We start from the raw sequence: 23,022 nt of genomic DNA on the forward strand, positions 1-23,022 counted from the left end.
CGACGCGCTTGGAATCGTTGTGCGCCGCATCCACGCTCAAAGTCGGTTCAGCTTCGCCGCCTTATCGGGTGGAAAGCTGCATGCGCGCGAAACATAAGGCGACGCTTCGCGTTGCGGTTAACGGGTGCTCTGCGCGCCCTTCGGCCACAATCGGCGCCCAGCGGGTCTGATCGAATCGGGACTGACGATCGCGATGGAAGATCTCTGCCAATACGCCAACAGGCCGGGGGCCTTCGTCGGGCGCTATCTCAAGCGCCGGATCATCCCCCACCTGGTGATTCTGTTCGCCGTTCTCGGCGCCGTGACCTTCTCGGTCTCGACGGACTACGCCCTGAAGGGCGTGGTGGACGCCCTCGGCAAGGGGCCGAGCACCGGGCAGGTCTGGTCGGCGTTGGCCTTGCTGATCGCCTTCATCGCCGCCGACAACCTGCTCTGGCGCGTCGCGGCGCTGGTCGGCGCCTTCACCTTCGTGGGCGTGACCGGCGACATCCGCCGCGATCTCTTCCGCCACATGACGGGCCACGCCCCGTCCTTCTTCGCGGACCGCCAGCCGGGCACGCTCGCCTCGCGCATCACCGCGACCTCGAACGCGATCTTCACCGTCGAGAACATGTTCACGTTCAACGTGATGCCGCCCTGCGTCGCGGCCACGCTGTCGATCATCTACATCGGCACCGTGAACCTCACGATGGCGCTCGTTCTCGCCGGCATCTTCGCCGCGGTCGTGCTCCTGATGTTCAAGATGGCCTCCGCCGGCAAGCCGCTGCACCATGACTTCGCGGCGAAAGCCGCCAGCGTCGACGGCGAGATGGTCGATCTCGTCGGCAACATGCCGCTCGTTCGCGCCTTCTCGGCCTTCAACCGTGAGATCGTTCGCTTCGACGGCACCATCGGCTCGGAGATGCGGGCGCGCCGCTCGTCGCTGCTCTATCTCGAGAAGCTGCGCATCACCCACGCCATCCTCACCGTCATCTCGATCCTCGGCCTGCTCTACTGGTCGATCAAGATGTGGGAGGCGGGCCAAGCCACCACCGGTCAGGTCGTGCTGGTCTGCACGCTGGGCATCCGCATCCTGGCCGCGACCCGCGACCTCGCCGTGGCGCTGGTGGACGCGACCCAGCACACCGCCCGCCTCTCCGAGGCGCTGCACACCCTGCTGCAGCCGCACGAACTCGTCGATCACCCCGAGGCGGAAACCCTCGTCGGCCAGACCGGCGCGGAGATGCATTTCGACCACGTGGCCTTCAGCTACCCCGATGGGCGCACCGTCTTCTCCGACTTCGATCTCCTGATCCCCCCGGGTCAGACGGTCGGCCTCGTGGGCAAGTCGGGCGGCGGCAAGTCGACCCTGTTCTCGCTGATCCAGCGCTTCTACGAGGTGCAGGGCGGCCGCATCCTGATCAACGGTCAGGACATCAACCGGGTCACGCAGGAATCGCTTCGCGAGGCGATCACGGTGGTGCCGCAGGACGTGTCGATGTTCCACCGCTCCTTGCGCGAGAACATCCGCTACGGCCGCCCCGACGCGACCGACGAGGAGGTCTGGAAGGCGGCCGAGGCGGCGCACTGCACCGACTTCATCCAGGCCCTGCCGGAAGGCTTCGACACCATCGTCGGCGACCGCGGCGTGAAGCTCTCCGGCGGCCAGCGCCAGCGCATCGCCATCGCCCGGGCGATCCTGAAGGATTCGCCGATCCTGCTCCTCGACGAGGCGACCTCAGCGCTCGATGCCGAATCCGAGGAGGCGATCCGCGCCGCTCTGGCCAACCTGATGATGGGCCGCACGGTGATCGCCATCGCCCACCGCCTCTCGACGCTGAAGGATTTCGACCGGATCGTCGTGCTGGAGGGCGGCAAGATCGTCCAGGACGGCTCGCCGGAGAAGCTCACCCATCTCGACGGCTTCTACCGCGAGCTGATGAAGAAGGAATCGATGTCGATGTCGCTCGCCGCCGCCTGAGGGCGTGCGACGCAGCCACCGACACGGAGCGGTTGCCGGGAGACCCCGTGGCCGCCTAATCTTCGAAGGATCGGGCCGGACGACCGCGATGTCGTCCGGCCCGTTCTTTTCGTCGAGCAGTCTGGGACGCGCCGTGGCCGAGCAGCAATTCGCCAGCGACAACTATGCCGGGATCTGCCCGGAAGCCCTCGCCGCGATGCAGGCGGCCAATGCGGGCCACGCGCCGGCCTACGGCGCCGACAGCTGGACCCAGGCCGCCGCGGACGGCTTTCGGCGGCTGTTCGAGACGCAGTGCGAGGTCTTCTTCGTCTTCAACGGCACGGCGGCCAACTCCCTGGCGCTCGCCTCGCTCTGCCAGTCCTTCCACAGCGTGATCTGTGCCGACTCCGCGCATATCGAGACCGACGAGTGCGGGGCGCCGGAATTCTTCTCCAACGGCTCGAAGCTGCTCACGGCCCCCACGGAGGACGGCAAGCTGAACCCCGACCTCGTGCGGGCCATCGCGGGCAAGCGCAGCGACATCCATTTCCCCAAGCCGCGGGCGGTGACGCTGACCCAGGCGACGGAGACGGGGCGGGTCTACACGGTGGCGGAGATCGCCGGCATCGCCGAGCTCTGCCGCTCGCTCGGCCTGCGGCTGCACATGGACGGCGCGCGCTTCGCCAATGCCTGCGCCTCGCTCGACGCTTCGCCGGCCGAGCTGACATGGAAGGCGGGGGTCGACGTGCTGTGCTTCGGCGGCACGAAGAACGGCATGGCGGTGGGCGAGGCCGTGATCTTCTTCGATCCGCGTCTGGCGCAGGATTTCGATTATCGCTGCAAGCAGGCCGGGCAGCTCGCCTCGAAGATGCGCTACCTCTCGGCGCCCTGGGTCGGAATGCTGGAGAGCGAAGCTTGGTTGAGCAATGCCCGGCACGCGAACGACTGCGCCCAGCGTCTCGTCCGGGGAATCGCTGACCTGCCCGGCGTCTCGCTCGCCGCGCCGGTCGAGGCCAACGGGGTGTTCCTGAACCTGCCGCTCCCGGTGCAGGAGGGTCTGCGCGCTCGCGGCTGGCAGTTCTACGGCTTCATCGGCGGAGCGGCCCGCTTCATGTTTGCTTGGGATTCAGACCCGGCCCGGGTCGACGCGCTGGCGCGCGATATCCGCCACTGCGCCCTGCCCGCGGCGGCGTGAGGACGCCGCCCGCGACCGGCTCCGCGCTCAGACGAGATAGGTGATCGTGGCGGCAAGCGCCGTCGCCACCGTGGCGATGGCGAAACCCGACGAGGAGAGCAGCATGGAGGAACGGGCGCTTGCCGGCTCCTGCTCCTCGGCATAACCAAAGGCCTGACCGGCGGCCTGTTCCAGACGAAGGAGCGAGGTGTGACGCGCTTGGGCGGCAGCGGGGGTCATCGTCGTGGCTCCCTACGGTCAAGCTAGGCTTACGAATGAAACGTCCGGCGGACGGTGTTTGTTCCCGTCGCCACCCTCGGCTGCGTCCCGCAAACGTTCTGCCCTCCGCCAGCAGATGCTAGGGAGGCGGCGGCCGCGAATGATCGTGGCACGGGATCGTGACAGACGCTTAACCATCCGCCCGCATCACTGGGGCGTGTCTGACGCCAAGTCGACGCCGAGTCTGGGCCCGAGCGCGAGTGTGACCGAGCGTGACCATGAGCGGCGTGGGCAAACGCTGCGACCGGCGGAAGCGGATAGGAGGCTTTTTGTTTCCTGTTTGTTCTAGTACAACGAGGGTATGAAGAGCCATGCAGCCCGCCTCCGACCCGATTCGAGGAGCCGTCGCGTGAGCGATCCGGCACGCGACCTGTTCGGACCCGGTGCCAAGCCGCCCGCCGCGGAGGCCGAGCGGCGGCGACGCCTGACGCCCGTGGCGGCGGCGCAGCCTGCACCCGCGCCGGAGCCGGCCGAGGCCGGCTACGACGCCTCGGCCATCGAGGTGCTGGAGGGGCTGGAGCCGGTGCGGCGCCGGCCCGGCATGTATATCGGCGGCACCGACGAGCGGGCCTTGCACCACCTCTTCGCCGAGGTGATCGACAATTCCATGGACGAGGCGGTCGCGGGCCACGCGAGCTTCATCGAGGTGGAGCTGGAGGAGTCGGGCTCCCTCGTCGTGACCGATAACGGCCGCGGCATCCCGGTCGATCCCCACCCGAAATTTCCGGGCAAGTCCGCGCTCGAGGTCATCATGACCACGCTGCACGCGGGCGGAAAATTCGACTCCAAGGTCTACGAGACCTCCGGCGGCCTGCACGGCGTCGGCATCTCGGTCGTCAACGCGCTCTCAGACGTGCTGGAGGTCGAGGTCGCCCGCAACCAGACCCTCTACCGACAGACCTTTTCCCGCGGTCATGCGCAGGGCGCGCTTGAGACGATCGGGCGGGTGCAGAACCGCCGCGGCACGCGCGTGCGCTTCCATCCCGACGCGCAGATCTTCGGCTCGCTCAAGTTCGATCCGCGCCGCCTGTTCAAGATGGCCCGCTCCAAGGCCTACCTGTTCGGCGGCGTCGAGATCCGCTGGCGCTGCGCGCCCGCCCTGCTCGAAGGGCTCGACGACGTGCCGGCCGAGGCCGTGCACCGCTTCCCAGGCGGTCTGTCGGACTATCTCGCCCGGGACATCGAGGGGAAAGAGCTCGTCCTCGATACGATCTTCTCGGGCAAGGTGACCAAGCCCGGCTCGCACGGCTCGCTCGAATGGGCCGTGGCCTGGACGGTCGCCGATGACGGCGTCTCGCATTCCTACTGCAACACGATCCCGACGCCGGAGGGCGGCACCCACGAATCCGGCCTGCGCGTCGCCCTTCTGCGGGCCCTGCGCGAGCATGCCGAGCGCGTGAACCAGGCCAAGCGCATGACGGCGGTGACCACCGACGACGTGATGGCGACCTGCGCCTCGATGCTCTCGGTCTTCATTCGCGAGCCGGAATTCCAGGGTCAGACCAAGGACAAGCTCGCGACGGTGGAGGCTTCCCGGATCGTCGAGACGGCGGTGCGCGACGCCTTCGACCACTGGCTCGCGGCCTCGCCCGCCCAGGCCAATAAGCTGCTCGACTGGGTGATCGACCGCGCGGAGGAGCGCCTGCGCCGCCGCCAGGAGAAGGAAGTCGCCCGCAAGTCGGCGACCCGCAAGCTGCGCCTGCCGGGCAAGCTGGCCGATTGCTCGGCCGCCGGCACCGCGGGCTCGGAAATCTTCATCGTCGAGGGCGACTCGGCCGGCGGCTCCGCCAAGCAGGCCCGCGACCGCGCCACGCAGGCCGTGCTGCCGTTGCGGGGAAAGATTCTGAACGTGGCCTCGGCCAGCCGCGACAAGCTCGGGGCCAACCAGCTCATCTCGGACCTGACGCTGGCGCTCGGCTGCGGCACCGGCGCCAATTTCCGCGAGGGGGATCTTCGCTACGACCGGGTCATCATCATGACCGACGCGGACGTGGACGGCGCGCACATCGCCTCGCTGCTGATCACCTTCTTCTACCGGCAGATGCCCAAGCTCATCGACAAGGGGCACCTCTATCTCGCGATCCCGCCGCTCTACCGGATCAGCCAAGGCGCCAAGTCGGCCTATGCCCGCGACGACGCGGACAAGGAGCGGGTCATCAAGACCGTTTTCAAGAACGGCAAGGTCGAGATCGGCCGCTTCAAGGGCCTCGGCGAGATGATGCCGGCGCAGCTCAAGGAGACGACGATGGACCCGAAGAAGCGCACGCTCCTGCGCGTCGCCATCCTCGACGAGGCACGGGAATCGACCGGCGATACGGTGGAGCGCTTGATGGGCAACAAGCCGGAGGCGCGCTTCGCGTTCATCACCGAGCGGGCGGCGTTCGCGGATGGGACGGAGCTGGATATCTGATCGTCTGCCCGGCCTCTGCAGGTTCGTCGGAGTCGTTCAGGACGGCGTGCTGTCAGATGTGATGGTGCCGCTCGGGTAGGGTGCTTCACGACTCGCGAAGAATGCCGCCGCTTCGCTGCCATTGTCCGCCGGGACGAAGCGCGCCCGCCTTCCGACAAGGCGATGCGTCTCACCCCTTCCCGACGCTCACCACCGGCGTCGCCTCGCGATCGCCCACGATCATGATGAGCATGTTCTGCGCCATACTCGCCCGCCCCTGATCGTCGAAGGCGATGCCGGGGCGGCCATCCTCGGGCTGCTCCAGCCGGGCGATCGTGTCGCGCACGATGGCGACCGCGCCCTCCACGATCTGGCGGCGGGCCGCGATGATGGCGCCGGCTTGCTGGCGCTTGAGCATCGCACCCGCGATCTCCGGCGCGTAAGCCAGATGGGTGATCCGCACATCCTCGACCACGACGCCCGCCACCGCGACGCGCTGGCCGAGCTCCGCGATCAGGTCGCCGTGGATCGCGTCCCGGTCGGCCCGGAGCGAGGCGACGCGGGTGGCCTTCTCCGCGAGCCGGCGCTTGGCGTCGCCCGCCTCGTCGCCGACGTTTTCCGCCTCCTCGTGGTCGTAGGGCCGGGTCGAGGCGATGTTGCGCAGCGCCGCCTCCGCCTGGAGCGAGACGAAATCGTGATAGCTGCCGACGTCGAAGGTGGCGCGCGCTGCGTCCTGCACCCGCCAGATCGCGGCGGCCGCGATGGTGATCGGGTTGCCCATCAGGTCGTTGACCGTGATGATCTTGGTCTCCTGCGCCTCCGTCGCCAGTGAGACCTTGGCCACGGCCGTGAGCGGGTTGCGCCACCAGAAGCCGTCGCGGGCGATGGTGCCGTGATAGCGCCCGAACAGGGTCAGCACGGCGGCCTGCCGGGGCTTCAGGGTGAGGAGCCCGGCGAGCAGCACGATGCCGGAGACGAGCGCCACCGCCGCCACGGCCAGAAAGGCGGGGCCGGCGCTGCCGCGGCCGAGCACCAGCACGCCGCCGCCGAGGAAGGCGAGAGCGCCCAGGCCGAGGCAGGGCACGGCGAGAAGGAGCGCCAGCCAGCCGTTGAGCCCCCGATAGGGCTCGTCCCGCGTCGCGCGCGCCTCCTCTGCCGGTCCCGCCATGCCGTCTCTCCCAAAAGGCCGTGATCGCACGGATGTTGTGCGGGAGGGGCGGCGTCGGGCGCAAGCCGTGTAGGGCCGGCGGTTGTGCTGGGCGCAGGCCCCGCGGCATACCGAGGCTTCGAGCGACCGCATCGCCTGGAGAGCCTCGTGAGCGAGCCCCGCAGACACCTCCATCTCGGTGCCTTCATGCGCCCGATCGGCATCCACACGGCGTGGTGGCGCTATCCCGGCGGCTTCCCGGACGCGAACTTCAACCTCGACCATCTCGTGCGCTTCGCCCGCAAGCTGGAGGCGGGGAAGTTCGACGCCTTCTTCATGGCCGACCATCTGGCGGTGATGAACATGCCGATGGAGGCGCTGAAGCGCTCGGCCACCGTCACGTCGTTCGATCCGCTGACCCTGCTGCCGGCGCTGGCCATGGTGACGGAGCGCATCGGGCTGATCGCGACGGCCTCGACCACCTACAACGAGCCCTACCACGTCGCCCGCAAGTTCGCCTCGCTCGACCACATCTCGAAGGGCCGCGCGGGTTGGAACCTCGTCACCTCGGGCAACCCGGACGAGGCCCTGAATTTCGGCCGCGACGCGCATCTCGACCACGCCACCCGCTACGCCCGGGCCCGCGAGTTCTTCGAGGTCGTCACCGGCCTGTGGGATTCCTGGGCGGACGACGCCTTCCTGCGGGACGTCGAGAACGGGTTGTTCTTCGATCCGGCCAAGCTGCACACCCTCGACCACAAGGGCGCGTTCCTGAAGGTGAAGGGCCCCCTCAACGTGGCGCGGCCGGTTCAGGGCTGGCCGGTGATCGTGCAGGCGGGCGCCTCGGATGCGGGGCGACAGATCGCGGCCGAGACCGCCGAGGTGGTGTTCGGCTCGGCCTCCTCGCTCGCCGCTGGACAAGCCTTCTACGCCGACGTGAAGGGCCGCATGGAGGTCGCTGGACGCTCCCGGGACGCTCTCAAGATCCTGCCCGGCGCCTTCGTCGTGGTCGGCGGGACCGAAGAGGAAGCCAGGGAGAAGCGGGAGCGGCTCGACGCGCTGGTTCCGGTGGAGAGCGGGCTCGCCAATCTCTCGGTCCGGCTCGGCACCGACGCCTCGCGCTTCGACCTCGACGCGCCCCTGCCCGAAATCCCGGAATCGAACGCCAGCCGGAGCGCGCAGGCCCAGATCGTCGACTATGCCCGCCGCACCGGCGGCAGCGTGCGCGACCTTGCCCGCCGCGTCGGCGGCTATGGCGGCCTCAGCTTCGTCGGCACGCCGGAGCAGATCGCCGACGGGATGCAGGAATGGCTGGAGGGGGAGGCCTGCGACGGCTTCAACGTCATGTTCCCCTTCGTGCCCGAGGGGGTCGACGACTTCGTGGACGGCGTCGTTCCCGAATTGCAGCGCCGCGGCCTGTTCCGCACGGAATACGAGGGCACGACCCTGCGTGACCATCTCGGGCTGGCGCGGCCGGCAAACCGCTTTTTCGAAGGCAATTGACTGAGGAAGGCGCCCGACGCCAGAGCGGCGCCGGGCAGCAAAGTCATGAGCGCCGGTTCGTCAGCCCGAACAGCGCGAAGCCCGCGAGGCCGGCGAGCCCGAGGACGAGCAGGCGGTTGCTGCCCAGCGTGTCGGCGGAGGCCCAGCCCGTGCTCTTGGCACTCTCGAGGAAGGCGCGGCCCCGCAGGATGCGCTCCGCCCGCCGCCGGTTCGCTTCCTGGGTCGGCAGGTGGACGATGAAGGTGTCGCCTTCGCGGTCGATATCGATGCTGTTGCGGGCGAACCCTGCCCGGACCAGACGCTGCTTGGCCGCACGGGCGGCTTCGAGGCTGGTGAAGTCGGCTTCGACGCCGACAGTCTCGTGGGACATGTTTCCTCCTCGACGGACACGGTAAGCGGGAGGAGCAATTCGGCCCCGCCCCTCACGGTTCCGTGAGAGCGGTTCAGGCCTCGCCCGCCTCGCAGGCATCCACCCGCACGGCGCCGTCGGCGGTCAGGGAGCAGATTACCTCGGTGCCGTCGCCCAGCGCGAAGGCATGAAACAGGCGGCGCTCCAGTTCTTCCAGGCCCTCGCCCGGAAGATCCGCGATCTCATCACGCGCACGCTCTTCGAGAGCCGGAACAACACCGCTTCTCTCGGCGATTTCCTGCGCGGACTGCGTGAGAACGACCTCGAAAGACATCGTCGCCTCCTTGCAAAACTCTTGGTGAATGTCGCGATGACACGGTGGTCCGATGGGCGCGAAGACAGGACCGCCATGCGACTTTTTTGGGGCAGCCTGTCCTTGTCAGGAAAAACCTTCGCTTCTGCCGTGGTTTAGGGCTGTGTATCACGGACGGCCGAGCCCATCGCGATGGGCGGAGGCGCTCATCGGCGCACCGGCAGCGCCCGGCTGACCGGCCTTCTGCGACGCATCCGCGCGCGGCGGTTTTATCGTTCCGACCTGTGACCGCCGCGGTCTACGCTTCCTGCGCCGGCCCGCCGCGCGCAGGGGCTCGATGAGGCAGGAACCCCGTCGGGACGTTGCCAAGGTCCTGATCCCGGCGGAGAGGTGCCGATCTCATGAACCCCATTCTCGTCGTTGCCCTGGTCTGCGCATCCACCGTGCAGCAGCCCGACTGCTCGCGGGAAACCGCGCTCGATGTCATCATCGGGCCGGCCCACACCCTTCAGGAATGTTTGATCCAGGGGCCAGTGCTGGCGGCTAGCGCGGGTCATTCCGATGCCAACACCTACGTGAAGACCCGCTGCGAGCAGCGGAAGGAGCGGTAGGCGATGGCGGAGGCAGCGATGGATGAGAACGAGACGGTCGATCCGGCCCGCGCCGCCGAGGTGCGGCTGCGCGCCCGCCTCGCGGTGGTGGAGCGGGCGGCGTGGTTCGGCTTCGTCGAGGCGATGCGCGCCCGTCCCGACGCGACCGCGGCCTTCATCGATTCCGAGCGGGCGCGCTGCCGCGAGGGCTTCGGTTCCGGCGCCTGGGCCAAGGACCTGAATACGGCGGAGCGGGCGCTCCTCGGGGCGGAGGTCGATGCCGGACTCGCGCAACTCGTCGAGGACGCGCGGGCGGAGATCGGCGAGGGCGGCTAGGTCTCCCGCACGAGACGCTCGCCGCGCCGTCGGCGGGGAGCGAGGGCAGCCCGTCATGGACGGTTCGTGAGGCTCTCCGAACCCGGAAAAAGAGTTCCGGGCGGGCGCCGTCCCGCCCTTCCCGACGGGGGCGGACCAGGGCATTTTGCGGCATCCCGGGCGCCATCCTTTCGCCTTGCGGTCATGGCGGGAAGAGTTCAGTGTCCCCCGCCAAACCGGACCCGGCCGAAGAAGCCTCCTGCAGGAGCCTCTCGCGCCGGACCCGCAAGGAGCTGCGACTGGTGCCCATGTCTGGATACGCCGCCCGCCGGAGCGCCGCCGCGCTCGCCCTGCTGCTCTCGTCGACCGGTCTCGGCATTCTGCCGGCGGCGGCCATGCAGCCGCGGGAATCCTCGCCGATCTCCGAATACGAGCCGGCGGAATCGCTCGAAGGCAACTTCCTCTCCGCCTATATCGCGGGCGCCTCGAAGGACACGGCGGCGGCGGCGAGCTTCTACCGCGAGGCGGTGAAGGGCGATCCGCGCAACGCCGAGCTTCTGGAGCGCGCCTTCGTCTCACTGCTGGCCGACGGCGCGATGACCGACGCCTTCCGCGCTGCCGAGCGCCTGGCCACCCGCGAGAGCACGAACGGCCTCGCCCATCTCGCCCTCGGCGTGCGCCAGCTCAAGGCCGGCCAGTACGCCGCCGCCCGCCAGAGCTTCGGCCGCAGCGGACGGGGGGCTGCCGGCGATCTCACCGCCACCCTGCTCACCGCCTGGGCCTATGCCGGCGCCGGCGACGGCAAGCGGGCCAACGAGACGCTGAACCGCCTGCGGGGTGAGCGCTACTTCAACGTCTTCCGCGACTACCATGCCGGGCTGATCGCCTCCGTCGTCGGTGACCGGGCCGAGGCCGAGCGCAAGCTGAAGGCGGCTTACGACGCCGACCGCAACACCCTGCGCATCGTCGACGGCTACGCCCGCTTCGAGGCCGGCATCGGCCGCACCGATCTGGCCATCGACGCCTACAGCGAGTTCGAGAAGGTGATGCCGCGCCACCCGCTGGTGGTGGACGCCCTCGACAAGCTCAAGGCCGGCAAGCCGCTCTCGCCGCTTGTCTCCTCGGCGCAGGAGGGCGCCGCGGAGGTGCTCTACGGGCTCGGCTCGGCGGGCTCCACCCAGGGCGACGAACTGCCGGCGGTGGTCTACATGCGGCTCGCTCTCTACCTCGCACCCGAGCACGCCGTGGGCCGGCTGACACTCGCCGACACCCTCGACCGCATGAAGCAGACCGAGCGGTCGAACGAGGCCTATGCGCAGATCCCGGCCAACTCGCCGCTCAAGCTCAACGCCGACATCCAGATCGGGCTGAACCTGGAGCAGATGGGCCGGGGCGACGAGGCGCTTCAGCACCTCGACACCGTTCTCAAGGCCAATCCCGACAACATCGACGTGATCTCGGCGCTCGGCAACGTGCAGCGCGCCCGCAAGAAGTTCACCGAGGCCGCCGAGACCTATACCCGCGCCATCAACCTGATCGGGCCGGGCCGGGAGGCCAATCACTGGACGCTGTTTTACTTCCGCGGCACCGCCTACGAGCGGGCCAGCGAGTGGCAGAAGGCTGAGGCCGACCTGAAGAAGGCGCTCGCCCTCGTGCCGCCGACCCAGCCGAACGCCAAGGCGCAGGTGCTCAACTACCTCGCCTATTCCTGGGTCGACCGGAACATGAACATCGACGAGAGCTTCACGATGCTGAAGCAGGCCGTCGATCTCTCGCCCCGCGACGGCATGATCATCGACAGCCTCGGCTGGGCCTATTTCCGCCTCGGCCGCTGGGACGACGCGGTGCGCGAGCTGGAGAAGGCGGTCGAGCTGAAGCCCGGCGATCCGACCATCAACGACCATCTCGGCGACGCCTACTGGCGCACCGGCCGGCGGCTCGAGGGTAAGTTCCAGTGGCAGCATGCCAAGGATCTGAACCCCGAGCCCGAGGAGCTGACCAAGATCAACGCCAAGCTCAAGGACGGCCTGCCCGAGCCGGACAAGCCCACGGCCACCGCCGAGAACCCGCCCACCCAGGATCCGGCGCAGGCGGTGCCGGCCCCCGTGGCGGCCCCGCACAACCCGCAGAACCCCGAATTGCCGAAGGGCGCTCCCGCCCCCGGCGACGCGCCGGGTTCCGCGGACAAGAAGCCGGGGAACTGAGATCGACCGCGCCGGTGAGCCGTTTCACCTCCGCTCCTTGAGTTGAGGCACCTCGCCGTCGTCGGCGGGCAGGTCGGAGAGGCGCCTTGCCCGCTCCGATCAGGCCCCCTATGGCAGGGCGCGTCCCCTGCCCCTTTCGGCCGAGAGCCTTCGTGTCCGTCCTCACCACCCGCGCTCCGGCCAAGATCAACCTGACCCTGCACGTGCTCGGCCGACGGCCGGGGGACGGCTACCATGCGCTGGAGAGCCTCGTGGCCTTCGCCGAGGTGGCCGACACGCTCGAACTCGTGCCGGGAGAGGATCTGACCCTGGAGATCTCCGGCCCCACCGCCGGCCCGGCGGGTCCGCTCGACGACAACCTCGTCCTGCGTGCCGCCCGCCACCTCGCCGCGGCCGTGCCCGGACTGAGGCTCGGGGCCTTCCGCCTGCACAAGCAACTGCCCGTCGCGGCGGGGATCGGCGGCGGTTCGTCCGACGCGGCCGCCGCGCTGCGGCTGCTGGCGGAAGGAAACGGGCTCTCCCTCGATCACCCGGCTCTGATCGCGGCGGCGCGAGCGACCGGCGCCGACGTGCCCGTCTGTCTCGATCCGCGGGCGCGGATGATGCGCGGCGCCGGCGAGGAGATCGGGCCGGTGCTGGACCTCGCGCCCCTGCCGGCGGTTCTCGTCAATCCCGGTGTGCCGGTCGCGACGGCACCGGTCTTCAAGGCGCTCGGCCTCGCCGTCGGCCAGCGGCTCGACGGGGCCGAACATCCGCCGATCGGTCATGGCCTCGATGCGGAGGCCGTGCTCGGCACGATCGCCCCCGCCCGCAACGATCTGGAGGCCCCGGCCCTGACCGTCGCCCCCGTGATCGGCGAGGCGCTGGCGCGGCTGCGGGCACAGGGCGGATGCCGGCTGGCGCGGATGTCGGGCTCGGGCGCAACCGTCTTCGCGATTTTTTCCGACGACGTGGCGGCCCAGAGTGCCGCCGAAACGGTCCGCACGGCGCAGCCGGGCTGGTGGGTCGAGCCGACGCGCCTCACCTGAGGAGGGCCGTCGAGGGGCGCGTCAGTGCGCCCGGGCGACGCAGAAATCGACCACCTGCAGCAGGGCGGCCTTCATCGGCCCGCTCGGGAACGGGGCCAGGGCCGCGCGGGCCTGATCGCCGTAATGGCGGGCGCGCTCGATCGTGTCGTCCAGGGCGCGGTGGCGGCGCAGGATCGCCAGCGCCTGCTGAAGGTCGCCCTCCCCCAGATCCTCCCGTTCGAGGGTGCGGCGCCAGAAGGCGCGCTCCTCGTCGGTGCCGCGGCGGAGCGCCAGCACGATCGGCAGAGTGATCTTGCCCTCGCGAAAATCGTCGCCGACATTCTTGCCCAGCGAGGCGCTGGTCCCGCCGTAATCGAGCACGTCGTCGATGAGCTGGAAGGCGATGCCGAGATTCATGCCGTAGGCGCGGCAGGCGGCCTGCTCCGCGTCCGGCCGCCGGCTCAGAACGGGGCCGACCTCGCAGGCCGCCGCGAACAGCTCCGCGGTCTTGCCGCGGATCACGGCGAGATACTCGTCCTCGCTGGTCTCGATGTTCTTGGCGGCGGTGAGCTGCATCACCTCGCCCTCGGCGATCACGGTGGCGGCCGCCGAGAGGATGTCGAGGGCGCGCAGGGAGCCGACCTCGACCATCATGCGGAAGGCTTGGCCCAGCAGAAAGTCGCCGACGAGTACGCTCGCCTCGTTGCCCCACTTGATGCGAGCGGCCACGCGCCCGCGGCGCATGTCGCTCTCGTCCACCACGTCGTCGTGCAGCAGCGTGGCGGTGTGCATGAACTCGACCGCGGCAGCGAGCTTCACGGCGCCGTCCGCCCGCGGATCGTCCGCACCGTAGCCGCACAGGTCGGCGCAGGCCAGCGTCAGGATCGGGCGCAGGCGCTTGCCGCCCGACGCGATCAGGTGATTGGCGACCTCGGGGATCATCGCCACGTCGGAGCCCGTGCGCGACAGGATGGTCGCGTTCACCCCCTCCATTCCGGCCGCAACGAGGCCGACGAGATCGGTGAGGCTGGCCTCCGGATCGGAGCGGCCCTCATCGAGGGAAACGACGACGCCCAAACGCGATGCCTCCGGAAAACCCACTGCCGGCGCCCTGCCGGAACCCCTGCCCCGCGGCTGCCCCTGTCGCACGGGGCCGGGCGCACTGCAACACGTGCCCGTGACGCACGGCTGCACGAAGGCATGCATGGTTCCGGACCAGCCTGCCGCGGAGCGGAGCGGCGACGCACGGGAAAGAGCGCGCCGGGACAGGCACTTGGCATCGTACCCGATTGCATCGCCATCGCGTCTGGCTCTAGGAGCGGAAGGCCGCGCATTCGGCCGGATGGGGACAGGGCGCCGTGACGGAACTGATCCGCAGCAACGACATCGTCCTGATCGGCTTCGCCCGCTCGCTCTTGGAGGAAGCTCAGATTCCGCTCTTCGTGGCCGACGAGCATATGAGCCTGATGGAGGGCTCGATCGGCATGTTCGGGCGCCGCCTGCTGGTGCCCGACGACCACGCGCGGCAGGCCCGGCGCATCCTCACGGATGCGGGGCTGGCCGCCGAACTGCGCGATGAGCGCTGAGCCGGACCTCTTTCTCGGCGGACGCCTGCGCCTGCGCCAGCCCGCCCGCGGCGCGCACCGCGCCGGCACCGACGCGGTGCTGCTCGCGCGATGGCTGGCTCCAAGGCCCAGCGAGACGATCTACGACCTCGGTGCCGCCACGGGGGCGGTCGGGCTCGCGGTGGCGCGGCTCGCGGACGATTGCCGCGTGGTGCTGGTGGAGCGCGAGGCGGCGCTCGCGGCCCTGGCCCGGGAGAACGCCCGCGACAACGGCCTGGACGACCGCGTCCGCGTCGTCGAGGCGGATCTGCTGGCGCCGGGAGCGCAGCGCCGGGCAGCGGGCCTGCTTCCCGCCACCGCCGACGCGGTGCTGACCAACCCGCCCTTCTTCGAGGCGGGCGGCCACCGCCCCTCCCCCGTCCCGGAGAAGGCCTCGGCGCATACCTTCGCGGAGGGCAGCCTCGACGGCTGGCTGAGAACCTGCGCCGACCTGCTGTGCCCGGGCGGGCGGCTCGGCTTGATCCATCGGGCGGATGCCCTGCCCGCCTGCCTCGAAGCCCTGCACGGGCGCTTCGGAGATTGTGCAATCCGCCCCGTCCACGCACGGGCCGACCGCCCGGCAATCCGCGTCCTGATCGCGGCGGTGAAGGGGAGCCGGGCCCTGCTGCGCCTGCTGCCGCCCTTGGTGCTTCAGGACGAGGCGGGGCGCTTCACCCCGGAAGCCGGGGCGCTGCACCGGGGCGAGCCCTGGCCGCCATCATGAAAAAGGGCGCCCGGCCGGGCGCCCTCTCGAAGACGGCTGTTCCGCGCCTCAGTACCAGGGGCGGTAGAAGTGCGGACGGTGATGGTAGCGCACCCCCCAATAGGGACGGCGATAGTAGTGGCGCGGCCGCCAGTAAGCGCGGCGATAATAGGCGCGCGGACGCCAGTAGGCGCGGCGGTAATAGGGCCGTGGCCGCCAGTAAGCGCGACGGTAATAGGGACGGGGCCTCCAGTAGGCGCGACGGTAATAGGGACGGGGCCTCCAGTAGGCCCGGCGATAATAATGGCGCGGGCGCCAGTAGGCCCGGCGGTAGTAGCGCCGGCCGTACCAGCCGACCGGGTTGATCAGCGGGGTCTCGGCGGTGGCCCCCGAGAGGGGCGCGACGGGCAGCGGGGCGGCGTTCGCCGTGGCGTTCAGGCCGGCGAGACCGCCGAGCATCCCGAACGCCAGGATGAGCAGACGTAGGATACGCATCGGGCAGAGACTCCTTCCGTTCCGTCCGGTTCGTTCCGGGCCGCGCGGACGGTCCACGACCTCGCCGGACCGGGACGAAGCCCGGGCATGGCCGAAAAGAACGTCGCGCGGCCAAGTTCGGTTCGCTCCCGGCGCGACTTCGTGAACGTTCCGGCACCCTCGGGCGGCGATGGATCGGCCGGCCCCCTCCTGCTAACGGGGGCGGACCTTCGCGCACGACTCCGCGCCCACGCCCTGCGCATCCCGAGACGCCGCCATGCCGCTTGCCCTCCCGAACTGGATGCGCGCCCTCCTGCCCCGCCGCTTCCGAAAGGAGGTTGCGCGCGTGTCGGTGGTGCGCCTGAGCGGGGCCATCGGCGCGGTCTCGCCGATCCGGCCGGGCCTCTCGATCGGCACGGTGGCGCCGAGCCTGGAGCGGGCGTTCTCCGTGCCCGGCCTCTCGGCGGTGGCCCTCGTCATCAACTCGCCCGGCGGCTCGCCGGTGCAGTCCCACCTGATCTACCGGCGCATCCGGGCGCTCGCGACGGAGAAGGACGTCAAGGTCTTCGCCTTCGTGGAGGATGCCGCGGCCTCGGGCGGCTACATGATCGCCTGCGCTGCCGACGAGATCGTGGCCGATCCCGCCTCGCTCGTCGGCTCCATCGGCGTGGTCTCGGCGGGCTTCGGCTTCGACCGGCTGATCGAGCGCATCGGCGTCGAGCGGCGCGTCCACACCCAGGGCGAGGCCAAGGCGATGCTCGACCCGTTCCGTCCCGAGAATCCGCAGGACATCGTCCGCCTGAAGGAGATCCAGGCGGACGTGCAGGCGCTGTTCACCGGTCTGGTGCGCGAGCGCCGGCCGGCGCTGGACGCCAGCCGCGACCTCTTCACCGGCGCAGTCTGGACCGGGCGGCAGGCGGTGGAACTCGGCCTCGTCGATGCGCTGGGCGACCTGCGCGGCACCCTGCGGGCCCGCTACGGCGACACGGTGGAACTGCGCCTCGTGGCCGAGGCCCGCGGCTCGTGGATCGCCCGCCTCCTGCGCCGGGCCGGTCCGGGCCAGACGGCGACTGAGCTTCCCGATGCGCTGATCGCGGCGGTGGAGGAGCGCGCTGCCTGGGCGCGGCTCGGGTTGTAGGCGGGGCCGCAGAGCTTCGACGACGCCTCTGCCGGGCTCGAAGGCCGCACATAAGCGGTCATCGTCCCGATCCCGTTTGGCATCGTTTGATAGTAACACCGGAGATAAAATGAAAGCGGCGCGTGCAGCTGGGGCCGCAACGCGCCGCAAGTTGGTTCCTGGTCTCAGAACGGAACTGAATAGTGCATACCCTATGCGGGTGTTGTTCGCCGTGTCGTGCTTGCAACAAGGCGCACGACACCGCTGTTATTCGTGTGTCATACTATAGGATCTGTCATCTCAGCTTGACGATCTGGAAAATGCGATCCTCGATCGATTTGATCGGCAGGGTTTTCGCTGGAGCGATCGAGGAGATCCTGCCGCCCGCAGCCGAGCCCTATGCGTTGAATGAGGATTGTTTTGCACCGGCATCGGAACGTCCGCCCGTCATGGCACGAGAAACGGCGGCGACCTCCGTCCGCAATACGCTGGCCGAACCGCAGAATCGCGGCGCCGAGAGGCCGCGCGTCGAGACAACGCCACCCTTGCGCTTCGTCTGACACATCTCGCACCCGATCGATTGGCTGCGCGCCGCGCTGCCGCTTGTCGACGCCTCAAATCTCCTGTACCGATCGGTCCTGATTTTACTGAACGGTACAGAAAGGCTTGCGATGTCTCGTCCTCCCTTCCCGCCCTTCACCGCCGGGACCGCCGCGCAGAAGGCGCGCATGGCCGAGGATGCCTGGAACAGCCGCGACCCGGAGCGCGTCGCGCAGGCCTACACGCCGGACAGCATCTGGCGGAACCGGGCCGAGTTCATCCGCGGCCGCGAAGAGATCGCCGCCTTCCTGCGGCGCAAATGGGCGCGGGAACTGGAGTATCGCCTGATCAAGGAGGTCTGGGCGCATCGGGACGACCGGATCGCCGTCCGCTTCGCCTACGAGTGGCGCGACGACAGCGGACAATGGTTCCGCTCCTACGGCAACGAGAACTGGGAGTTCGACGAGGCGGGCCTGATGCGCCACCGGCTCGCCTCCATCAACGATCTGCCCATCGCTGAGGCGGAACGGAAGTACCATTGGCCGCTCGGCCGGCGTCCCGACGACCATCCGTCCTTGAGCGATCTGGGCCTCTGAGGCGTGGCGCGCCGCGTCGCCGAGCGCTCGGACCTGCTGCCGCTGCTCGCGGAGGTGTTTCGCGAGCACGGCTACGAGGGCGCGAGCCTCGCGCTGATCGCGAAGGCGACGGGGCTCGGCAAGGGCAGCCTCTACCACTTCTTCCCAGGGGGGAAGGCGGAGATGGCGCGGGCCGTGCTCGTCGAGATCGACGGCTGGTTCGAGGCCAACGTCTTCGCCCCTCTCCGCGGCGCGGAGGATCCAGCCGGAGCGGTGGCGGCCATGTTCGGAACCGTGAGCGACTACTTCCGCTCCGGCCGCCGGGTCTGCCTCGTCGGCGCCCTCAGCCTCAGCGATGCCCGCGACCTCTTCGCGGGCGCCCTACGGGACTACTTCGCTCGCTGGGTCGAGGCCTTGGCGCAGGCCCTGGCGCGGGCCGGCCACGCGCGCGATGCGGCCGGTCCCCTCGCCGAGGAGATCGTGGGTGGAATCCAGGGTGCCGTGGTCCTGGCCCGGGCGCTCGACCGCCCGGAGGCGTTCGAGCGGATTCTCGCGAGCCTGCGGGCGCGAAGTCTCGCGCTTCCGCGTTCCGCCTGACGCCTCAGCGGGCGCAGCCGGCCGGAGCGGCGGCGTAGCCGCTATAGACCACGCGGACCTTGCGGGTGCAGCTCTCGGGGGTGGCAAGCGCGGCCACCGGGGCAACGTCGACCGGCGCGACCGCCAGGGTCTTCTCCACCGTCTCGCTTCCGTCCGAGGTGGCCAGAGCGTTGGAGGCGCCCATCACGAGCGGCGTGGCGGCGAGCGAGGCCGCGACGAGGGCGGCGAAAACAGTCAATCCCTTGCGCATGATCTTTCGAACCGTTGTATCCGCCCGCCCTGCCGGCGAAGCGTGGCTGTTCATTTGCCGTATTAACTTGGCAGAAACCTTTGCCGTTCCCCCTGTCGGGCCTCGAGGTGCAAAAAGATGTGTCGGCGCGCACGAAGCGTGGCGGGACGGGCGAATGCGTGCCCCGGCCTCGCAACCGCAGGGCGGCGCCCCATATAGAAGGACACCCTCCGCGCAATCCCGTGCTTTGGGCGACCTTGCGGAGGCCGATATGGCTCACTCTCCCGAAAAAGGGGGCGCACGCCCCGTGTCCTCCTCGGACTTCAACGATCGCGTGAAGCAGTTGCTGGCCGCCAAGCCGGAAACGGCGATCGTGCCGAAGGAGCGCAAGGAGCGCCGCACCTTCAACCGGTCCGCCCCCCGGACCTGACCCGGCCGGGCGGGGTGTTCGCTTGACACTCTGCCGCCCGCTCTTAAACGGTCCGGCATCCCCTTTCCTGCCGTCGGACCTTTCATGCCGAGCGACGCCGACCTCTCGCCCACACGCTCGTTCCAGGGCCTGATCCTGACCCTGCAGCGCTTCTGGGCTGCCAGGGGCTGCGTGATCCTCCAGCCCTACGACATGGAGGTCGGCGCCGGCACCTTCCATCCGGCCACCACCCTGCGGGCGCTCGGCCCCAAGCCGTGGAAAGCTGCCTACGTGCAGCCCTCGCGGCGCCCGAAGGATGGGCGCTACGGCGAGAATCCGAACCGGCTGCAACACTACTACCAGTTCCAGGTCATCCTGAAGCCGAACCCCCCCAATCTCCAGGAGCTCTACCTCGCCTCGCTCGAGGCCATCGGCGTCGATCTCAAGCTCCACGACATCCGTTTCGTCGAGGACGATTGGGAGAGCCCGACGCTCGGCGCCTGGGGTCTCGGCTGGGAATGCTGGTGCGACGGGATGGAGGTCAGCCAGTTCACCTACTTCCAGCAGGTCGCGGGCTTCGAATGCGCGCCGGTCGCCGGGGAACTGACCTACGGGCTGGAGCGGCTGGCCATGTATGTGCAGGGCGTCGAGAACGTCTACGACCTGAACTTCAACGGCGGCGAGGGCGAGGAAAAGGTCACCTACGGCGACGTCTTCCTTCAGGCCGAGCAGGAATATTCGCGCCACAACTTCGAGGCCGCCGACACGGCGATGCTGTTTCGTCACTTCGCCGATGCGGAGAAGGCCTGCCGCCTCTATCTCGAGGCCGGTGCGCCGGAGAGCGAGGGTGCCCGCCACCGAATCGTGCAGCCGGCCTACGACCAGTGCATCAAGGCGAGCCACGTCTTCAACCTGCTCGACGCCCGCGGCGTGATCTCTGTCACCGAGCGTCAGAGCTATATCCTGCGGGTGCGTGAACTGGCCAAGGCCTGCGGTGCGGCCTGGCTCAGGACGGAGGCCGGCGGCCACGCCGCCGCGGCCTGACGCGATGCGCCGCCGCACGCTCTTCGCCGGGGCGCTCGGGCTCGTCGCCGGCCCCGCACTCGGGCAGTCGGCGGCCGACCCGGTCGAGACGGTGCGGGCCTTCTACGCGGCCGACGACATCAACGCCGTGCGCTTCTACGCCCGAAACCTGCGCGGGCTCTACGAGCGCGATCAGCGTGAGGCGAAGGGCGAGGTCGGCCGTCTGGGCTTCGCCTTCCACGTCAACGGGCAGGACACCGAACCGGGCTGGACCAAGTCCCTGCGGCTCACCGCCCTCTCCAGCCGAGGGGACCGGGCCGAGGTGCAGGCACGGTTTCGCAACGGTGGTCCGCAGGAGCTGCGCTACAGCCTTCTGCGCGAGGCCGGCGCCTGGAAGATCGCGAATGTCCGCTCGCTGAATAGCGAGCGCTGGGATCTGATCGAGATCCTCTCCGCCCCGCTGCCATGAGCCGCGATCATGAGTTGCGAGGGCGTCGCCGGGCCAGGCGCCGTCATCGAAGCGACATTCGATAGGGGTAGCGCCCCGCCTTTCGATGGCTGATCCGAGGCGCACGATGTCCGATATGCCCGACGCACCGACCGGAGCGCCCACCCTCGACGAGGTCATCGCCCACCGCTTCTCCCGCCGCGACCTGATGCGCGGCTCCCTCGCCACCGTGCTCGCCGCCGGGATCGGATCGGGCACCGTTCCCGCCGCGGCCGAGGCGGCGCCCGCCTTCGACTTCCCCGAATTGGGCGCGGGGGTCGACGAGCACCTGCACGTGGCTGTCGGCTACGAGGCAAAGCCCCTGCTGCGTTGGGGCGACCCGCTCTTTTCCGACGCGCCCGCCTTCGACCCGAAGGGCCAGTCCGCCGCCGCCCAGGCACGCCAGTTCGGCTACAACAACGACTTCGTCGGCTTCATCCCGCTGGACGAGGCGGGCCAACGTGGCCTGCTCGTGGTCAACCACGAATACACCAACGCCGAGCTGATGTTCCCCGGCCTCGGCGCCGCCGAGCGCAAGGCGGTGATCGCCGCCCTGAGCGCGGATCAGGTCGCGGTCGAAATGGCGGCCCATGGCGGCTCTGTCGTCGAGATCGTACGCGAGGCCGAGGGTTGGCGCCCGGTGATCGGCTCGCCCTACACACGGCGCATCACGGCGCAGACGCCCATCGACCTCACCGGCCCCGCCGCCGGCGATCCGCGCCTCGTGACCGAGGGCGATCCCAGCGGCCGGCGCGTCCACGGCATGATCAACAACTGCTCGGGCGGCGTCACGCCCTGGGGGACTTGGCTCTCGGGCGAGGAAAACATCAACTACTACTTCGCCGGAGCTCTCCCCGCCGGACATCGTGAGGCCGAGAACGCCAAGGCGATGGGCATGGGCAGCCTGCAATACGCCTGGAGCCGCTTCCATCCGCGCTTCGACCTCGCGACGACGCCGAACGAGCCGAACCGCTTCGGCTGGGTGGTCGAGATCGATCCGTTCGATCCCGCCTCGACCCCGAGGAAGCGCACTGCGCTCGGCCGCTTCAAGCACGAGGGGGCGGCGGGCGCGCGCACCCTCGACGGGCGCTACGCGGTCTATCTTGGCGACGACGAGCGCTTCCAGCACGTCTACCGCTTCGTCAGCGAGGGTACGGTGCGGCCGGAGCGCGGGGCCAACGCGGACCTGCTCGATTCCGGCACGCTCAGCGTGGCCCGGTTCGAGCCGGACGGCACCGGCCGCTGGCTGCCGCTGGTCCAAGGCCAGGGCAAGCTCGATGCGGGCAACGGCTTCGCCAGCCAGGCCGACGTGCTGATCGAGACCCGCCGCGCCGCCAAGCTCTCGGGCGCCACCCCGATGGACCGGCCCGAGGATATCGAGGCCAACCCGCGCACCGGCCGCGTCACCGTGATGCTGACGAACAACGCCAAGCGCGCCGCCGATCAGGCGGAGCCGGCCAACCCGCGCGGGCCGAACCTCTTCGGCCACGTCATCGAGATCATTCCCGACGGCACCGACCACGGCGCCGAGACCTTCCGCTGGGAGGTGCTGGTGCGCTGCGGCGACCCGGCCAAGCCGGAGGTGAAGGCGAGTTTTTCCGCACTCACCACAGCGGACGGCTGGTTCGGCATGCCCGACAACTGCACCTTCGACGGGCGCGGGCGCCTCTGGGTCGCCACCGACGGCAACAACCGCCGCGCCACCGGCCGGGCCGACGGGATCTGGGCGGTGGAGACGGAGGGGCCGCGCCGGGGCACCTCCCGCCACTTCCTGCGGGTGCCGGTGGGCGCCGAGATGTGCGGCCCCTGCTTCACGCCCAACGACGAGACCTTCTTCGTCGCCGTGCAGCATCCCGGCGAACCGGACGAGGACGGGGCGCTGGGCTCCTTCGAAAATCCCTCCACCCGCTGGCCGGATTTTTCCCCCGACCTGCCGCCCCGGCCCTCGGTGGTGGCGGTGACGCGCAAGGGAGGCGGGCGGATCGGGTGACGAGCCGCGGCCTCTCGATTGTCACGGCTGACAATCCATGCGACCTGGATTATCACAAATAGGGT

General features: G+C 69.6%; 25 protein-coding genes. 18 read left to right on the plus strand and 7 right to left on the minus strand.

The genetic code is table 11. From position 1 onward, the window contains the following. Positions 1–193: 193 nt before the first annotated feature. Both BY998_RS00775 and BY998_RS00780 read left to right on the plus strand, forming a co-directional pair. Complete coding sequence (locus tag BY998_RS00775; protein WP_110350229.1) at positions 194–1,960, plus strand: ABC transporter ATP-binding protein; 1,767 nt, start codon at positions 194–196, stop codon at positions 1,958–1,960. Positions 1,961–2,093: 133 nt separating this feature from the next. Then, positions 2,094–3,134, plus strand: coding sequence for a low specificity L-threonine aldolase (locus tag BY998_RS00780; protein ID WP_110349713.1), 1,041 nt, complete (start codon positions 2,094–2,096; stop codon positions 3,132–3,134). A 27-nt stretch (positions 3,135–3,161) separates the two neighbouring features. Here the strand turns inward: BY998_RS00780 and BY998_RS00785 are convergent, their stop codons facing one another. Next, positions 3,162–3,353 (minus strand): hypothetical protein, encoded by a 192-nt coding sequence (locus BY998_RS00785; RefSeq protein WP_110349714.1) that lies wholly within the window; start codon positions 3,351–3,353, stop codon positions 3,162–3,164. A gap of 388 nt (positions 3,354–3,741) precedes the next feature. Here BY998_RS00785 and parE point away from each other — a divergent pair, with 388 nt between their 5' ends. Then, entirely contained in the window at positions 3,742–5,802 is a 2,061-nt protein-coding gene (gene parE / locus BY998_RS00790) for a DNA topoisomerase IV subunit B (protein WP_110349715.1), read from the plus strand. Between the two features lie 169 nt (positions 5,803–5,971). Here the strand turns inward: parE and BY998_RS00795 are convergent, their stop codons facing one another. Beyond that, positions 5,972–6,949: an SPFH domain-containing protein gene (locus BY998_RS00795; protein ID WP_110349716.1), complete on the minus strand. Its 978-nt coding sequence runs from the start codon at positions 6,947–6,949 to the stop codon at positions 5,972–5,974. Between the two features lie 147 nt (positions 6,950–7,096). On the opposite strand from BY998_RS00795, the gene BY998_RS00800 reads away from it, so the two are divergent. Next, complete coding sequence (locus BY998_RS00800; protein ID WP_110349717.1) at positions 7,097–8,431, plus strand: LLM class flavin-dependent oxidoreductase; 1,335 nt, start codon at positions 7,097–7,099, stop codon at positions 8,429–8,431. A 43-nt stretch (positions 8,432–8,474) separates the two neighbouring features. Here BY998_RS00800 and BY998_RS00805 read toward each other — a convergent pair whose 3' ends face one another. Together BY998_RS00805 and BY998_RS00810 are read right to left on the minus strand one after the other, a co-directional pair. Next, the gene (locus tag BY998_RS00805; protein WP_110349718.1) at positions 8,475–8,801 is read right to left on the minus strand and encodes a hypothetical protein; all 327 of its coding nucleotides are present in this window, start codon (positions 8,799–8,801) and stop codon (positions 8,475–8,477) included. Positions 8,802–8,874: 73 nt separating this feature from the next. Beyond that, positions 8,875–9,114, minus strand: coding sequence for a hypothetical protein (locus tag BY998_RS00810; protein ID WP_110349719.1), 240 nt, complete (start codon positions 9,112–9,114; stop codon positions 8,875–8,877). Between the two features lie 380 nt (positions 9,115–9,494). Between BY998_RS00810 and BY998_RS00815 the strand changes: the two genes are divergently transcribed. The 4 genes from BY998_RS00815 (at position 9,495) to BY998_RS00830 (ending at position 13,230) form a co-directional block, all read left to right on the plus strand. After that, positions 9,495–9,704 (plus strand): hypothetical protein, encoded by a 210-nt coding sequence (locus BY998_RS00815; RefSeq protein ID WP_110349720.1) that lies wholly within the window; start codon positions 9,495–9,497, stop codon positions 9,702–9,704. Positions 9,705–9,722: 18 nt separating this feature from the next. Then, positions 9,723–10,019, plus strand: a complete 297-nt coding sequence (locus BY998_RS00820; protein ID WP_110350230.1) for a hypothetical protein — start codon at positions 9,723–9,725, stop codon at positions 10,017–10,019. A 287-nt stretch (positions 10,020–10,306) separates the two neighbouring features. Then, a complete protein-coding gene (locus tag BY998_RS00825) occupies positions 10,307–12,202 on the plus strand; it encodes a tetratricopeptide repeat protein (RefSeq protein WP_110350231.1) in 1,896 nt (631 codons plus the stop codon). A gap of 152 nt (positions 12,203–12,354) precedes the next feature. Beyond that, entirely contained in the window at positions 12,355–13,230 is an 876-nt protein-coding gene (locus BY998_RS00830) for a 4-(cytidine 5'-diphospho)-2-C-methyl-D-erythritol kinase (RefSeq protein WP_110349721.1), read from the plus strand. 21 nt (positions 13,231–13,251) lie between these two features. Here BY998_RS00830 and BY998_RS00835 read toward each other — a convergent pair whose 3' ends face one another. Continuing rightward, a complete protein-coding gene (locus tag BY998_RS00835) occupies positions 13,252–14,286 on the minus strand; it encodes a polyprenyl synthetase family protein (RefSeq protein WP_110349722.1) in 1,035 nt (344 codons plus the stop codon). Between the two features lie 281 nt (positions 14,287–14,567). On the opposite strand from BY998_RS00835, the gene BY998_RS00840 reads away from it, so the two are divergent. After that, positions 14,568–14,795, plus strand: a complete 228-nt coding sequence (locus BY998_RS00840; protein ID WP_110349723.1) for a DUF2007 domain-containing protein — start codon at positions 14,568–14,570, stop codon at positions 14,793–14,795. Beyond that, the gene (locus BY998_RS00845) at positions 14,785–15,537 is read left to right on the plus strand and encodes a methyltransferase (protein WP_110349724.1); all 753 of its coding nucleotides are present in this window, start codon (positions 14,785–14,787) and stop codon (positions 15,535–15,537) included. The genes BY998_RS00840 and BY998_RS00845 overlap by 11 nt, the downstream gene beginning before the upstream one ends. 48 nt (positions 15,538–15,585) lie before the next feature. Here the strand turns inward: BY998_RS00845 and BY998_RS00850 are convergent, their stop codons facing one another. Continuing rightward, positions 15,586–16,011, minus strand: a complete 426-nt coding sequence (locus BY998_RS00850) for a hypothetical protein (protein ID WP_110349725.1) — start codon at positions 16,009–16,011, stop codon at positions 15,586–15,588. Between the two features lie 256 nt (positions 16,012–16,267). Here BY998_RS00850 and BY998_RS00855 point away from each other — a divergent pair, with 256 nt between their 5' ends. From BY998_RS00855 to BY998_RS00865, 4 genes are all read left to right on the plus strand, one after another. Next, entirely contained in the window at positions 16,268–17,128 is an 861-nt protein-coding gene (locus tag BY998_RS00855; protein ID WP_110349726.1) for a S49 family peptidase, read from the plus strand. A gap of 284 nt (positions 17,129–17,412) precedes the next feature. Then, positions 17,413–17,667: a hypothetical protein gene (locus BY998_RS23865; RefSeq protein WP_146221738.1), complete on the plus strand. Its 255-nt coding sequence runs from the start codon at positions 17,413–17,415 to the stop codon at positions 17,665–17,667. Between the two features lie 111 nt (positions 17,668–17,778). Continuing rightward, on the plus strand, positions 17,779–18,243 hold the full coding sequence (locus BY998_RS00860) for a nuclear transport factor 2 family protein (RefSeq protein ID WP_110349727.1): 465 nt from the start codon (positions 17,779–17,781) through the stop codon (positions 18,241–18,243). Positions 18,244–18,246: 3 nt separating this feature from the next. Continuing rightward, positions 18,247–18,819 (plus strand): TetR/AcrR family transcriptional regulator, encoded by a 573-nt coding sequence (locus BY998_RS00865; protein WP_110349728.1) that lies wholly within the window; start codon positions 18,247–18,249, stop codon positions 18,817–18,819. Between the two features lie 4 nt (positions 18,820–18,823). Here BY998_RS00865 and BY998_RS00870 read toward each other — a convergent pair whose 3' ends face one another. After that, positions 18,824–19,069, minus strand: coding sequence for a hypothetical protein (locus BY998_RS00870; RefSeq protein WP_110349729.1), 246 nt, complete (start codon positions 19,067–19,069; stop codon positions 18,824–18,826). Between the two features lie 286 nt (positions 19,070–19,355). Here BY998_RS00870 and BY998_RS24965 point away from each other — a divergent pair, with 286 nt between their 5' ends. From BY998_RS24965 to BY998_RS00885, 4 genes are all read left to right on the plus strand, one after another. Further along, the gene (locus tag BY998_RS24965; protein WP_280952869.1) at positions 19,356–19,478 is read left to right on the plus strand and encodes a hypothetical protein; all 123 of its coding nucleotides are present in this window, start codon (positions 19,356–19,358) and stop codon (positions 19,476–19,478) included. A gap of 84 nt (positions 19,479–19,562) precedes the next feature. Continuing rightward, positions 19,563–20,501 (plus strand): glycine--tRNA ligase subunit alpha, encoded by a 939-nt coding sequence (locus BY998_RS00875; protein WP_110349730.1) that lies wholly within the window; start codon positions 19,563–19,565, stop codon positions 20,499–20,501. Between the two features lie 4 nt (positions 20,502–20,505). After that, positions 20,506–20,949 carry a DUF3828 domain-containing protein gene (locus BY998_RS00880; protein WP_110349731.1) on the plus strand — a complete coding sequence of 148 codons (444 nt, stop codon included), beginning with the start codon at positions 20,506–20,508 and terminating at the stop codon, positions 20,947–20,949. Positions 20,950–21,055: 106 nt separating this feature from the next. After that, the gene (locus tag BY998_RS00885) at positions 21,056–22,957 is read left to right on the plus strand and encodes a PhoX family phosphatase (protein WP_110349732.1); all 1,902 of its coding nucleotides are present in this window, start codon (positions 21,056–21,058) and stop codon (positions 22,955–22,957) included. The last annotated feature ends 65 nt before the right edge of the window (positions 22,958–23,022 follow it).

It is taken from the genome of Methylobacterium sp. B4, from assembly GCF_003201865.1.
Taxonomy (GTDB): Bacteria; Pseudomonadota; Alphaproteobacteria; order Rhizobiales; family Beijerinckiaceae; genus Methylobacterium.